Origin of the sequence: Corynebacterium nasorum (genome assembly GCF_022345765.1) — a bacterium.
Taxonomy (GTDB): domain Bacteria; phylum Actinomycetota; class Actinomycetes; order Mycobacteriales; family Mycobacteriaceae; genus Corynebacterium; species Corynebacterium kefirresidentii.
In genome coordinates this window covers 295,379-309,594 of record NZ_JAKRDR010000001.1, presented here as the reverse complement: position 1 = coordinate 309,594, position 14,216 = coordinate 295,379, and the positions used below count along the sequence as shown (strand labels likewise).

Annotated in this window: 12 protein-coding genes; 1 reads left to right on the top strand and 11 read right to left on the bottom strand. The window is 57.2% G+C overall.

Going from position 1 to position 14,216, the window contains the following annotated elements; translation table 11 throughout:
* Nucleotides 1-47: 47 nt before the first annotated feature.
* From MHK04_RS01480 to MHK04_RS01430, 11 genes are all read right to left on the bottom strand, one after another.
* Complete coding sequence (locus MHK04_RS01480; RefSeq protein WP_239226970.1) at nt 48-2,336, bottom strand: RelA/SpoT family protein; 2,289 nt, start codon at nt 2,334-2,336, stop codon at nt 48-50.
* Nucleotides 2,337-2,423: 87 nt separating this feature from the next.
* Nucleotides 2,424-2,969, bottom strand: coding sequence for an adenine phosphoribosyltransferase (locus MHK04_RS01475; RefSeq protein ID WP_023021438.1), 546 nt, complete (start codon nt 2,967-2,969; stop codon nt 2,424-2,426).
* A 54-nt stretch (nt 2,970-3,023) separates the two neighbouring features.
* Nucleotides 3,024-4,691 carry an ABC transporter substrate-binding protein gene (locus MHK04_RS01470; protein ID WP_239207631.1) on the bottom strand — a complete coding sequence of 556 codons (1,668 nt, stop codon included), beginning with the start codon at nt 4,689-4,691 and terminating at the stop codon, nt 3,024-3,026.
* A 53-nt stretch (nt 4,692-4,744) separates the two neighbouring features.
* Nucleotides 4,745-5,905, bottom strand: a complete 1,161-nt coding sequence (secF, locus tag MHK04_RS01465; RefSeq protein WP_239207630.1) for a protein translocase subunit SecF — start codon at nt 5,903-5,905, stop codon at nt 4,745-4,747.
* Between the two features lie 2 nt (nt 5,906-5,907).
* Nucleotides 5,908-7,800, bottom strand: a complete 1,893-nt coding sequence (gene secD / locus MHK04_RS01460; RefSeq protein ID WP_051138332.1) for a protein translocase subunit SecD — start codon at nt 7,798-7,800, stop codon at nt 5,908-5,910.
* Between the two features lie 237 nt (nt 7,801-8,037).
* Nucleotides 8,038-8,400 (bottom strand): preprotein translocase subunit YajC, encoded by a 363-nt coding sequence (gene yajC / locus MHK04_RS01455; RefSeq protein ID WP_239207629.1) that lies wholly within the window; start codon nt 8,398-8,400, stop codon nt 8,038-8,040.
* Nucleotides 8,401-8,473: 73 nt separating this feature from the next.
* Nucleotides 8,474-9,553 (bottom strand): Holliday junction branch migration DNA helicase RuvB, encoded by a 1,080-nt coding sequence (gene ruvB, locus MHK04_RS01450; protein WP_239207628.1) that lies wholly within the window; start codon nt 9,551-9,553, stop codon nt 8,474-8,476.
* A gap of 25 nt (nt 9,554-9,578) precedes the next feature.
* The gene (gene ruvA / locus MHK04_RS01445) at nt 9,579-10,196 is read right to left on the bottom strand and encodes a Holliday junction branch migration protein RuvA (RefSeq protein ID WP_239207627.1); all 618 of its coding nucleotides are present in this window, start codon (nt 10,194-10,196) and stop codon (nt 9,579-9,581) included.
* Nucleotides 10,197-10,229: 33 nt separating this feature from the next.
* Entirely contained in the window at nt 10,230-10,796 is a 567-nt protein-coding gene (gene ruvC / locus MHK04_RS01440) for a crossover junction endodeoxyribonuclease RuvC (RefSeq protein ID WP_200287404.1), read from the bottom strand.
* 188 nt (nt 10,797-10,984) lie between these two features.
* Nucleotides 10,985-11,740, bottom strand: coding sequence for a YebC/PmpR family DNA-binding transcriptional regulator (locus tag MHK04_RS01435; RefSeq protein WP_023021430.1), 756 nt, complete (start codon nt 11,738-11,740; stop codon nt 10,985-10,987).
* 93 nt (nt 11,741-11,833) lie between these two features.
* Nucleotides 11,834-12,706, bottom strand: coding sequence for an acyl-CoA thioesterase (locus MHK04_RS01430; RefSeq protein WP_200287402.1), 873 nt, complete (start codon nt 12,704-12,706; stop codon nt 11,834-11,836).
* Nucleotides 12,707-13,035: 329 nt separating this feature from the next.
* Here MHK04_RS01430 and MHK04_RS01425 point away from each other — a divergent pair, with 329 nt between their 5' ends.
* Entirely contained in the window at nt 13,036-14,202 is a 1,167-nt protein-coding gene (locus MHK04_RS01425) for a glycosyltransferase family protein (protein ID WP_234288094.1), read from the top strand.
* The last annotated feature ends 14 nt before the right edge of the window (nt 14,203-14,216 follow it).

Genomic DNA, 14,216 nt, shown 5'->3' with positions numbered 1-14,216 from the left:
TTCGCGTTGCTTGCCCCGCCCCTCCTCGAGGGTAAGGAGAAAGCGCGCTAAGCAGTTACTCGGTAAACGTCGAAGACGCCTTCCGTATTGCGCAAGGTCGTCATTAACGTGCCCAGCTGCTTGGTGTCTGACACCGAGAACGTAAACCTAACCGTCGCAATGTGGTCATCTCCCCGGTTGGAGTTCATAGTCAAAACGTTGATGTTCTCATCACTCATAACGCGGGTGAGCTCTGAAAGAAGGCCTTGCCGGTCAAGGGCTTCCAATTGCAACGTCGCAGAGAAAGCACCGGTAGCTGAGGTCCCAGAAGACCAGGCCACCTCTAGCATGCGCTCGGGTTCTGCTTTGAGCTTTTCCGCGTTGGTGCAGTCGGCTCGGTGCACTGATACTCCGCCGCCGCGGGTTACGAAACCAAAGATGGTATCGCCTGGTACAGGCTGGCAGCATTTGGCGAGCTTGGCCATTACATCAGGGCTGCCCTCCACCAAGATGCCGGTGCCCGATGCGGAGTCCTCGGTGTGCTGGGCACGGGAATTTTCAATCTCAGACAGCGGCGTGCGCGAGGCCAAAGTGTCAATTGCATCGTCCTGGTCCCCAAACATGGCAACCAATTGATTGGCAACATGTTGCGCAGATACTTGGCCCGCGCCGATGGCGGTATACAGCGAATCAACATCAGCGTAGTGCAGCTGCTCCGCCACCTGCTTCATGGATCTGGCGGTAAACAGGCGGTGCATCGGCAGGCCGCCTCGCTGGACCTCAGTGGCTAGGGCATCTCGCCCAGCCTCCAAATGTTCTTCGCGGCGCTCTTTGGCAAACCACTGCCGCACCTTGGTCTTAGCGCGTGCAGATACCAGAAAGCCCTGCCAATCACGGGACGGGCCTGCGTTAGGGTCTTTAGAAGTAAAGATCTCAACCTTGTCACCGGATTTTAGCTTCGACTCCAGTGCTACCAGCTTGCCATTGACCTTGGCACCGATACACCTATGCCCCACTTCGGTATGTACTGCGTAGGCAAAGTCCACCGGAGTAGAACCTGCTGGCAGATTTACTACGTCACCCTTAGGGGTAAAGGCAAAGATTTGCTTAGCGGTAAGGTCATAGCGCAGGGAATCTAGGAACTCATTAGGGTCAGCTGCTTCCTTCTGCCAGTCCAGAAGTTGGCGCATCCACGCCATCTGGTCCACTTCTTCTTGGTGGCCCGAGTTTTTGCCCTTGGTTTCCTTGTAGCGCCAGTGAGCGGCCACGCCGAATTCAGCATTGTAGTGCATCTCGTGGGTGCGTACCTGGACCTCCAGCGTGGCACCACCATCGCCTAGCACTGTGGTGTGCAGCGATTGATAGACGCCAAATCGCGGCGAAGAAATATAGTCCTTAAAGCGCCCGGGCAGAGCTTGGTAGATCGAGTGAACCACGCCAATTGCGGCATAACAGCTATTGACATCCTCTACTAGGATGCGGATACCCACTAGGTCAAAAATCTCTGCAAAGTCGCGGCCACGTACGATCATCTTTTGGTAGATGGACCAGTAGTGCTTTGGCCGGCCCATAACCTCAGCTTCAATGCCGTTTTCCTTCAATGCCGCACTAACTTGGCTAATGATCTCTTTGAGCGCGCGGTCACGCGAGGGGGCGCGGTCTGCCACCATGCGCACAATCTCGTCGTACTTTTTGGGGTACAGGATGGCAAAGGATAAGTCCTCCAACTCCCACTTCACACTGGCCATGCCTAAGCGGTGGGCTAATGGAGCGATAACCTCGAGGGTTTGGCGCGCCTTTTTGGCCTGCTTTTCGGGCGGGAGGAACCGCATCGTACGCATATTGTGCAGGCGGTCGCTTACCTTAATGACCAAGACGCGCGGGTCAGTGGCCATGGCTACGATCATCTTTCGGATGGTTTCCGCCTCTGCGGCCGAGCCCAGCGCCACCTTATCCAACTTCGTCACGCCGTCAACCAGCCGGGCCACCTCGGGGCCAAAATCCCTGGTGAGGTCGTCTAAGGAGTAGTCCGTATCCTCCACCGTATCGTGCAAGAGCGCTGCCACGATGGTGGTGGTGTCCATACCAATTTCCGCAGCGATCGTAGCCACAGCAAGTGGGTGGGTGATATAAGGTTCTCCAGATTTGCGGAAAACCCCTTCATGCAGACGCTCGGCGGTGTTATAAGCACGATTGAGCAGGTCTGAGTCGGCCTTAGGGTGAAACTTGCGGTGGATGGACATCAGCGGGTCCAGCACCGGATTCACCCTGACTCGGCCGCCTGTGAGCGAACGGGCAAGGCGAGCCGACATGCTACGCATACCGCCGCCGGTCTGGCGCTTTACGGGTTTATCCATGGCCATTTCTACCGCCCTTCACAGTGCCACGGGCCATATTGGCCTCATATTCGTCTAGATCGTGGGATCTAGCTTAGACACTTCATCTTAGTCTGTGGCATTTAGCACAATGAGCGGCGGGCCGGATAAACGCTCACGCCCATTGAGGCCTTTGACTTCCAGCACAACGACGTTGCCGGCAACCTCGGCACCCGCAGACTCGAGCAGAAGTTTCGCACCGTGGAGGGTGCCACCGGTGGCTAGGACGTCGTCGACAAGCACTACGCGCTTGCCCTTGATGTCGACGCCGCTGGCCGGAATCTCCAGCGCCGCCGAGCCGTATTCCAGCTCGTATTCCTCGGTGTATACCGGAGGAGGAAGCTTGCCCTTCTTGCGGATGGCTAGGATACCCAGGCCCATCTTGTAGGCCACGGCCGAGCCGAGGAGGAAGCCACGGGCATCTAGGCCACCGATCATTTCCGCGCCCAGTTCCTCGCAGGCGGCCGCTAAGCCGTCTACGACGGTGCGAAAAGCCTCTGGGTCTGCCAAAACTGGGGTGAGATCTTCGAAGAGGATACCCTCCTCTGGGAAGTCTTGAACGAGGCGAACCTTATCCTTGAGAGCCTGTGCTGCTGATTCGTAGTGCGAACTCATAATCTTCCTTGAGAAATAATTGCGAGAGGTCGTTAACGGCCGCTGTTGCGGGTCCTACTTCTTTTCGGTTGGAGCGGTGCTACGCCAGCGATCCATATTCCAACCGATGCCCGAGACGCCAGTGTACGGCAGGACACCTTCCACGTCGCGGCGGACGAGGAAGACACGCGGCTGCGCGGAGAGCGGAATGGACGGAATATCCTTCCACAAAGCTTCTTCTGTCTTCTTAAGCTCCGCAGAGTTTTTCATACTAGCTTCGACCGCGGAGTACTCCGTCTGGGGATCTACCGGTCCAAGGAAAGCGTCGACGGTAGGTGCCCAGGTTTCTGGATCCATTTCCAGGTAGTGCTGAGACATAAACTCCGCAGACGCATCCTCGATGGTGATTCCGGCCGGCTCACAGGATGCACGGAGCTGTTCCACCATAGCTGCGTAACGCTTATCCGGTCCTAAGTAGCCGACCTTGATGGTCGTTCCATTCAGATTCCCCGCCTGCGCCAGATCGGTACCCTGGTGCTCCTTACCCACTTTGTCGAGGCCGCCGGCAACCGGGTTGGTGACGGAAACGGTGCGCACATAAGCCGGTGGCACCTCTACGCCAGAGGCCGCGGAGCTTGCCTGAGCCACCGCCTGCTGATCGACGCACGCAGCGAAGCTCTCGCGCGCCCACGGCTCGGCGAATACCCCAGCCTCAGACAGCGTCAGCGTATCCGTTAGCTCGCCTACCATTGGGGTAGCTTCATAGGAGTCCTCCCCTGACTCACTTTGATTCCGGTCAAGCCAGTCAGGGGTTGCATTGGCGGCGTCGACCACGCGCAGTGCCCCCTTATCTACCAGCTTGTGCGCATCAGCATCCGCTGGCCACACCACAACGTGGTCCTCGGTTGGCGCATCCCCAAAGTATTTTTCGTTCGCTTTGAGGATAACCTCGCCCTCATCGCCTATCTTGTCGATGACATAGGGGCCAAAAGACACTTGCAGTTTTGGATCGAGTTGATCCTTTGCCACGGAAAAGCCATACCGCCATGCCTGAGCAACTGGATCTAGCGCCTGCATATCTTCGGCTGCCAGCGCCGCATTAAGCTCCTCAAGGCTCAACCCAGCCTTTTCTGCCAGCGCATGGGCGGGCATGACCGTTCCGGCGCCAAACATATGGCGCCAGCGCTGCCCCTGATCCTTATTAAAGGTCAACGTAAACGATTTGCTGTGGGGTTCGCAGCTGAAATTCGCAATGTCATTCATCAGCGGCATATGGGAGGCGAATTCAGCCGGATGGGTGCCGGCAACGTAAGTCAAATAGTAATCATCACAGGTCACGGGAGTGCCATCGGAAAAGACGGCATCCTCGGCCAAGGTCAGCTGGACGCTGCGCTGGTCGCTGCCCTCAGCGGGCGGGAGCTCTTCCGTTTCTACTAGGTCTGCATTGGGGATCAATTCGCCCGCGGGACCAGGTACGAAAAGGCCAGGATATAGGCGCGTGGACAACAGTCCGGCGGAGCTGGCAGAACCAAAGGAGGTGCCAGCGTTGGTAGTCGCCAGACGGGAATTTACCTGGTACCCAAAGTATCCATAGGATTCTGGTTCCTGGGGCGCAGCCGAAGACTCATCCTCGCCACCCTGCCCGCTGCAGGCAGATGCAGCCAGGGCGAGTGCGGATACGCATGAAGCAAGGGCCCGCCTCCCCCTATGACGTCCTCCAGAACTGCTCTTTTCCTTAAGCATGGTTATGTGCCCTCACTTCAGCTAGCGATCCGCCTGAATTTTACTACCGGAAGTTACCTGCCTGGCCGCCACGTTGCGCCAGGGTGTCCGGTGGACTCCGCCGATTCGGCCTCATTGCCAGCCGGGGTGGACTGAGCACTTACTGGCGAAACCACGGTGCGCCCCGCTGCGGGTGCGTCATCTTCTGCAGCACCCTTCTCATCCTTACCAGCACGGTAGTCCGCTACTCGCTTATTGTGGCGCTTAATCTTCTTGGACATATTGGCGAAGGTGACAACCAATGGCGTAGCGAAGAAGATGGAGGAGAAAATACCCTCAACCACACCGATGAGCTGGATGAGTGCCAAATCGCGCAGGGTACCAATGCCCATGAGCCACACGGCCACCACGAAGAGCGCGATAATCGGCAGCGCAGAAATCACCGAGGTAGAAATCGAGCGCATGACCGTCTGGTTAATCGCCAGGTTCGTCAGCTCAGCAAAGGTCTTCTTGCGCTGTCCCTCCAGGCCTTCCGTGTTCTCGTTGATCTTGTCAAAGACGATGACCGAGTCATACATGGAGAAGGTCAGGACGGTAAGCAGACCGATAATGACAGCAGGGGAAACCTGGAATCCGAAGAGCGCATAAATGCCGGCAATAATCACGCCGTCTGCAATCAGGGCGATGATAGCGGCAAAAGCCATGTTCTTCTGCAAGCGAATGGCCACATAAACGGTGGCAGCTACCAAGAAGACCAGCATGGCGATAAGCATGCGCTGGGTAATGGCAGAACCCCAAGACTCAGATACCGTGGACGAACCGATGGCATCCGGGGTGGCCTTACCTTCTTCATCCTTCGGCTTAAAGTCCTCGTAGATAGCGGTACGAGCCGCATTCACCTCTTCTTGGCTGAGGCGTTCGGAGACAATCTCCAAGGTCTCGGAGTTGCCGGAGCCTACGATATGTACCTGCTCGGGTTCTACGCCGGTGGAATCTTCAAAGACGCGTCCTACTTCTTCTTCCTTAAGGTCCCCTGCCGGCATGGACAGCGTAGTGCCGCCTTCGAAGTCAATCGAGAGGCTGAAGCCGCGAATTAGGATTGCGGCCACGGCCGCCACGATCAGCGCGGCGGTGATGCCGTACCACAGCTTGGTGCGGCCAATGAAGTCATAACCGCGCTCATCCTCGTAGAGGCGGTCCATTCGGGAAATCTTGTGCTTAGTCGAAACAGCCATGCTTATTTCTCCTCATCTTCCGCAGCATCAACGGGACGTGCGGTTCCTGCGGCAGTATGTGCTGCCGTTTCTGTGGTGGCTGCCTCCTTGGTTGCGGAGGTTTTAGTGGAGCCTGCTTTGCGATGCCCCGAGCCGAAATAGCCGCGTTCACGACGCTCTTCCACCAAGGCGTAGATACCACCAAGGCCGTTCATCGAAGGCTTGGCTGCAGCTGGACGGCGGCCCACCAACTGCATCAGTGGTGCCATAACCAAGAAGGATACGACAAGGTCGAAGACCGTGGTCAGGCCCATGGTAAAGGCGAAGCCCTTAACCTCACCGATGGCGAGGAAGTAGACCACTACGGAGCCGATGAGGGTCACCGCGTTACCGGTCACGATGGTCGCACGAGCACGCTCCCACGCCTTTTGCGTAGCGGAGCGGAAAGTGCGTCCCTCTAGCAGCTCATCCTTGATGCGCTCGTAGTAGACCACGAAGGAGTCAGCCGTTGCACCCACACCGATGACCAGACCGGCAATACCGGAGAGATCCAGTGAGTAGCCGATCCAACGACCCAGCAGCACCAAGGCACCATAGGTCAACAGGCCAGAAGAAATGAGGAAGACGAGGGAGACGCCGGCCAGTGCGCGGAAGTAATACAACGAATAAGCCATCACGAGTACCAAGCCGACTAGGCCCGCGATAAGGCCGGCCTGCAGGGCGGCCTTACCCAGTGTCGGCGGAATGGACTCAATGGTACCGCCCGGCTCGCCATTTTCACCGGCGAAGGACAGCGGCAGTGCGCCATACTTCAAGTTATTGGCCAGGTTCTGTGCTTCCTCCTGGCTGAAATCACCAGTAATAGAGGTTGCGGACCCAACTGGAGTTGCGCCCTGGATCACCGGTGCAGAGATAACTGCGGAGTCAAGGGTAATGGCGACTTGGTCGTTGAGGTGTTCCTTGGTGAGGTCCGCCCACGTCTGGGAACCGTTTGGTCCATCTCCGGTCTTGAAAGAGAAGTTGATCTCCATTTGGCCGGTTTTGTTGTTCATACCGCCTTCGATAGGACCATTGGTATTGATCTCATTGCCGGTTAGGCGGGTGCCATTTTCATCCTTGATGCCGTTAAGAAGTGGCGCGGGCTCGAGGACGTACGGGTTGCCCTTGGAATAATCACAGGTAACAAATGGCTTAGCCGGATCGTCCGCGCCAGCCAGCGGATCGGTATCGCCCTGACAGGTCATCAGCATCGAAGCTGCGGCTTGGGTCGTCGGATCCTCGGACTGGCGGTCCTTGAGCAACATCTCCGTGATTTCATCACGGCGCTTCGACTGCTCAATGGAGTTGCTTGGCTCATCCAGGGGCTTAGCGCTGACCTTTGGAGCCTTCTTCTCCTTTGGCTTCTGTCCGGTCATCTGCGCTTCCTGCGCAGAGATGGCCTTGACGCCTTGATCCATCTGCTTGTTCGCTTCGTCTGCGCTTAGCACGCCATACTTTACCCAGCGGTTGGCCATGTCTTCTAGCTCCTTATTGAGCTTGCCCATATCCGGCATGGATGGCTTAGCCACTGGGCGGAAGAAGAGCTGCGAGGTCTTACCTACGGCCTGTGCTTGGGAAGCGTCCTCTCCTGGCACAGTAATAACCAGGGTATTGCCGTTAATGACAACCTCAGAGCCGGAAACGCCCATACCATTGACACGCTGTTCCAAGATGGTGCGTGCTTGTTTGAGCTGGTCCTGAGTGGGTTCCTCGCCTTGCGGAGCAAGCGTTACGCGAGTACCGCCCTGCAGATCAATGCCGAGCTTCGGCGTGCTTTGACGGCTACCAGTAAGAAAGATAAGCGCATAGATAACAACCACAATGAGGACGAATAACGCGATAGCGCGCTTCGGCCATTGGCGTTGGCTATTTTTCATAGCGCGACGGGGTGATGCGGACAACGATAATCTCCTGTGCTGCTTATAACAGGGTGCTTAGACAATAAATACGGCCCGACCGAATGGCGCAGGCACGTCAACAACGCACAATCGTACGTCATGAGACGGAATTTTCCTTAACGAGGGCCTGATAAGACCCAAAGTGTGATGGGGTCTACGCTCCACAAAGTTCCCACCACCTAGCAAACGCTAAGATAGTTCTCAGGAAAGGCGGGGTTAGTTCTTCCCCTCGCCGTCGAACGGAGGGACATTCTCATCAGGCAGGTTATCTTTCGTATCGCCTTGTGCTTCCTCAGCAGCCGCAGGGCGCTCGAGCTCATTGGCCTCCTGCTCGGTGCGAATCACGGCCATCTTGTCAAAAGTAACCACCACTCTTGGGGCAATTTCTAGATCCACATTCTTGTCACTGGTGCTACGCACCACGCCATGTACACCGCCCGCGGTGACGATGGAATCGCCCGGCTTGAGGGAGTTTTGTAGGGCCTGCATATCATTTTGGCGCTGGCGCTGCTTTCGCATGGCCATGAAGGAGGGAATGACGAACAGGATGCCAATAATGATAAGAATGATGATTTCCATAGCTCCCTAGTGTGCCAGACGGAAGTGGACACAAAAACCCAGAGTGCTTGACCAAGCAGGCTGGCGCCTGGAATTAAAACAGGCCAGCTGCCCCCTCAGGAGGAGTAAGCCCCAAGTGTCGCCACGCAGCGGCGGTAGCTACGCGGCCGCGTCCTGTTCGCGCAATCATCCCGGCACGCACCAGGTAGGGCTCACACACCTCCTCCACCGTCGAGGGTTCCTCGCCCACCGCAATGGCAAGGGTGCTCACGCCGACTGGTCCGCCGCCGTGCCCCTTAATCAATGCATCGAGCACTGCCCGGTCCAAGCGATCGAGGCCCATTTCATCCACGTCGAAGACCTCGAGCGCCCCTTGGGCCGCACTAAAATCAATCGAACCCGTACCGTTGACTTCAGCGTAGTCGCGAACGCGACGCAGCAGGCGGTTGGCAATACGCGGGGTGCCACGCGAACGAGAACCAATTTCTACCGCCGCATCGTGGTCAATGTCTACGTCTAAGATGTGCGCCGCACGCTTAATCACCTGAGTTAAGTCAGCTGTGTCGTAGTACTCCATTTGCGCAGTAAAGCCGAATCGATCACGCAGGGGGCCAGTAAGCATGCCGGCGCGTGTTGTAGCCCCTACCAGGGTAAAAGGCGGGATTTCCAGCGGAATGGAGGTAGCACCAGGCCCCTTGCCTACGATGACGTCAATACGGAAATCTTCCATCGCCATATACAGCATTTCTTCTGCTGGCCGGGCAATGCGGTGGATCTCGTCGATGAAAAGCACGTCACCCTCCATCAGATTAGAAAGCATGGCGGCCAAATCGCCGGCGCGTTCTAAGGCAGGACCCGAGGTCATACGCAGCGAAGTCCCCAGCTCCTGGGAAATAATCATCGCCATGGTGGTCTTACCCAGGCCAGGCGGGCCAGAGAGCAGAACGTGGTCCGGTGTAACTCCACGATTCTTAGCGCCTTTGAGCACCAAGGAAAGCTGCTCGCGCACCTTGGGCTGGCCTATAAACTCATCTAGCGACTTCGGGCGCAATGACCGCTCAAAATCATGTTCCTCGGAGTGTGCGGTCGCTTCGACGTCGCTATTGCGCTGCGAGGAATGCGCCGCGTCGACGCCGTCGGGGAGATTAAATTCGGTGCGCTCAATATCGGACATGATTGTTCAGCCTTCCTGCCTGCCGTTACTTTTTCTTACCCAGCTGCGCTAGAGCCGCACGCAGGAGGGAGGACGTATCGGCGTCGGGGTTGTCCGCATATGCCGCTTCCACCGCAGGCCGCGCTCCCTTATCAGTAAACCCAAGGCCAATGAGCGCCTCAGTCACGCTTTCTACAATGGCCCCGCCGGCTGGCGCGACGGCGGTATCGCCGCTACCTGCAGTAGAGGGCTCGCTTGGCGCAAAGGCCGCCACCTTATCTTTCAGCTCCAATGCTAAGCGCTGAGCCATACGCTTGCCGACGCCTGGGATAGATTGCAGCGCCTTGACGTCTTCCGCACCAATTGCAGCTGCGAGCTCCCCTGCGCCCATGACCGAAAGCGCTGCCAAGGCAAGCTTTGGTCCGAGCCCCGACACGGATTGCAGAACTTGGAACATCTCGCGGTCCTCATCAGCGCTAAAGCCATAAAGAGTCAGGGAGTCTTCCTTGACCACCAAGTTGGTGAGAACCGTAGCTGGTTCCCCGCGGCGCAAAGTGCCCAGCGTTTTTGGGGTGGCCAAGAACTTGTATCCCACACCTGCACAATCGATGACCCCATGGTCGAGTCCAATATGGATTACCTCTCCACGCAGTGCAGCAATCATTGGCTTCCTATCCTTTTCTCTCAGTAAATTTCTCTACCGCTTCTTAGCTTGTCCGCGCACGCCACTTGTCTTGGCTCCAAGCCCAAGACCATTCTGGTCCATCCGCGCAATGGCAGGGGCGCGCCAGCAATGACACACCGCCAAGGCGAGTGCATCGGCGGCGTCGGCAGGCTTGGGCGGCTCCGTCAACCCCAGAATACGGGTGATCATAGTGGTCATCTGCTTTTTATCGGCGCGTCCATTTCCAGAGATTGCCTTTTTCACCTCGGATGGGGTGTACATATACACCGGAATGTCGCGCTCAGCTGCAGCCAGCACCAACACCCCTACCACGTGGGCAGTTTGCATGACCGTGGAGACCTGGCCGCGTTCGAAGACTCGCTCGATCGCTACCACATCCGGCGTATAGTCATCCATCCATTCTTTCGCTGCCACTGAAAGACGCAGGAGGCGCTCCGTTAAGTCTTTATCGCTAGGGGTACGAACCACGCCTACAGAAACCGGGAGGATTGCTCGGCCGCGACCAGCTTGAACCACGGAAAGTCCACAGCGCGTCAAGCCCGGGTCAATCCCCATCACGCGCATTCCTTCTAGGTTCATCTCTCCCCCATTGTCATGTCAGCGCCTTATCGGACCGCCTACTGCCCCCATTATGGACTACACACAGGTGTTCTACAAACGTAGCAGTCCACCCCACCATAGCGAAGCGCCGGCAGCGCCTCCGGCGAGCAATTCTCGCGGAGCGCTCCCGGCGCTACATAGCCGCCGCTATTGCGGCGAAGAGGTGATTAACCCTCGTTCAACTCGGCTAGTACCTCATCGGACAGGTCCATGTTGGTGTAGACGTTTTGCACGTCATCGGAGTCTTCCAAAGCATCAATGAGGCGGAAAATCTTCTTGGCATCATTGGCATCAAGCGGCACCTCAACAGAAGCGCGGAAGTCATTATCAGAGTCATCGACCTCAATATCGGCTTCCTTGAGCGCGTCCTTAACGGCCTGCACATCCGTCGGGGCGCAGACGATCTCAAACTTCTCGCCCTGGTCCTTTACCTCTTCCGCGCCAGCTTCTAGCACGGCCATCAAAACATCGTCTTCCGTCAGCTCGCCCTTTTCTATTAGGACGTAGCCGGTACGGGTGAACATATAGGCCACGGAGCCGGATTCGCCCAAGTTGCCGCCGTTTTTAGACATAGCGGTACGCACGTCGGTCGCCGCACGGTTGCGGTTATCCGTAAGGCACTCAATGAGCATGGCCACGCCGTTGGGGCCATAGCCTTCGTACATGATGGTTTCCCAGTCGGCGCCGCCGGCTTCCTCACCGGATCCACGCTTGCGAGCACGCTCAATATTGTCATTGGGGACGGAGGCCTTCTTGGCCTTCTTGATCATGTCATCAAGGGTTGGGTTAGCCGCTGGGTCACCACCGCCGGTGCGGGCCGCCACTTCGATATTCTTGATCAGCTTGGCAAATTCCTTGCCACGCTTTGCATCGTTGGCAGCCTTTTTATGCTTGGTAGTTGCCCATTTCGAGTGGCCTGACATGTAGTCCCTTTCTAATCGGGTGCTGAAACTGGTGGCAATTATACGTGTGCTGCATGAATGCGTGAAAGCGACCCCCTTATAAGCGGGGCATATTTACACGTTGTGCCAATTGCCATGGGCGGAGCCGCTGCCCAGCTTTTCATCCAAGAAGCGCGTGAGGCCCTCTTGATTGACCAAAGCCACCAATTCGCCCTCCTCCGTAAAGAGCTTGCCGCGCGCAATTGCCGTTCCTTGAAATGCTGAGGGTGATACTTGCTCATATAAGAGCCATTCATCCACGCGAATAGGACGCAGGAACCAAATGGCATGGTCGAGGCTGGCCAACTGCACTTTCTCTCCTTGATGCGGAAGGAGCGCGGAGCGGATGAGAGTCATATCCGACATGTAGGTCAGCGCGGCGCGGTGGAAAGCCGGATCCTGCGGAAGCTCAACGGTATTGCGAAACCAGATATGACGAAATCCTGCACCGGTGCGTTCCGCTGCCACAGGGTCTCGGCCTTCCTCTGGTACCAAGCGGATATCCCATTCCTCCCACTCTTTGAGGATGATGCGGGTGGAGTAAGGCGCACCGCCACCGGAACGAGCTGTTTCTTCGGGCCCAGGTACCTCCGGCATGGGATCTTGGTGCTGCGGTCCGCAGTCCCCATCGCGATGGAAGCTCGCCATGGCAGAGAAAAGTAGCGTGCCCCCTTGGTAGGCGCGTACCTGCCGGTTGGCAAAGGATCTGCCGTCTCGAATGCGCTCGACCCGCAACTCAATCGGCCGGCTCGCGTCACCAGGCCCCACAAAATAGCCGTGCAGGGAGTGAACCTCTTTCCCGGAAACGGTGCGTTGGGCCGCGGCCACTGCTTGGCCAGCAATATGTCCGCCGAAGGTACGCTCAATCCGCGACTCCACCGCCGGGCCACTAAAGACATCGTCCGCTCCCGTTTTCTCTATGTCCAAAATCTCGCGGATGGCCGCCATCTCCACACTCCCAATGTCCTAAATCACTACCGCTAGCAATTGTCGTCCACACTACTAAAAGGCCGAGCCGCCGATTCCTTTTCTCATTATCTCTCCCCCATTTTTTGGCATAAGTGGAAGAATTTTCTAGAAGAAACTATGTCCGCCACCGAAGTGAGCGCTCTTTGAATAAAGTCTTTTGGGTGAAACGCCTCGCTTCTGTTCCTGCAGTTTGGATTGGGTGGGTTATCGCCCGCCTGTGCCTTGTATATCTACTCAAGATTGACCACAGTCCCAGGGGCGATGTCGCATATTATTTTGCGGGTATCTACGGCGACGACCCAACTCAAATGACCGAGTACCCTCATGCAGGCACGTGGCCTACGGTGCTTTTGGGGTGGCTCACCGGTGAAAATATCACCGCTTTCTATATCGGCTTTACCATCATGACGCTGCTTGTCGACGCCGCGTTTTTAGCCCTGCTGCTGCGCCACCATCCCACCCAACCGCGCGCTTTTTGGGCCGCGTGGTTCTGGGTTTTCTTCGGCACCGCGGCAGGCCATGCCTTTGTGTGGCGCCTCGATATTTTCCCCTCCCTAGCCGTCGCCGGAGCAGCCGCCCTTCTGGCTACCCATCCCCTTATTGCCTCGGCGTTACTGGGCTTTGCCACCACCATGAAGCTTTGGCCCGGAGTGCTCGCCGCAGGCTTAGTGGGCCGCTTCAATAGGTCTGCGACCTGGCAACGCCTGCTCGTCTTCTTCTGCACCATCATTGCAGTCTGCGCCATAACGGTTGCCACCTGTGGCACCGAACGCTTACTTTCACCTTTAAACTACCAGGGCGTGCGCGGACTCCAGTTGGAGTCCATCCCGGCGACCTTCCTGTTGCTGCAAGCGCATCGCCACCCCGGCCGCTGGGATTTGGGCTACGCCGCTTCCAAGAGCTTTGAGATCTCCGGGCCCGGCGTGGATACCGCCATCAGGTGGAGCACCATAGCCATCATTATCATGCTGGTGTTTGCGGTGGGATGGGCGCTCTACCGGCTGTGTGCCGGCGGATGGACCACGCGCACCACCATGGCGTTCTTTAGCGTTATGGTCTTGCTCCTTATCGCGACCAATAAGGTTTTCTCCCCGCAATACATCGTCTGGCTCGGCCCGCTGCTTGCAGTGGTGATCCGCCAGCGACTTCCACAAGGGTTTACTACCTTGCGGGTAGTCCAGCGCCTGCTAGCGGTCTGCGCCATTATCGCCGCTGCGCTGGGTACTTTGGTCTATCCGTTTAACTACGACTACATCTGGCATTACGTGGGCGAGAATATGTTCCCCGTGTATCTCTTGGTGGCCCGCAATATTCTCATCGTGGTTATGGCCATCATTGGGCTTATATGGTTTGCGCTCGAGGTGGCGCTGGCTGGAAAACTGGAACGCGCAGGAATTCACCAGCCACACGCGCCAAGCGCCCTGGCACAGCCGGTTTTACGCCGCCGAGGCGGCCGGCACTCGCTTCGGTCATAAAACCGCTCAGCAGG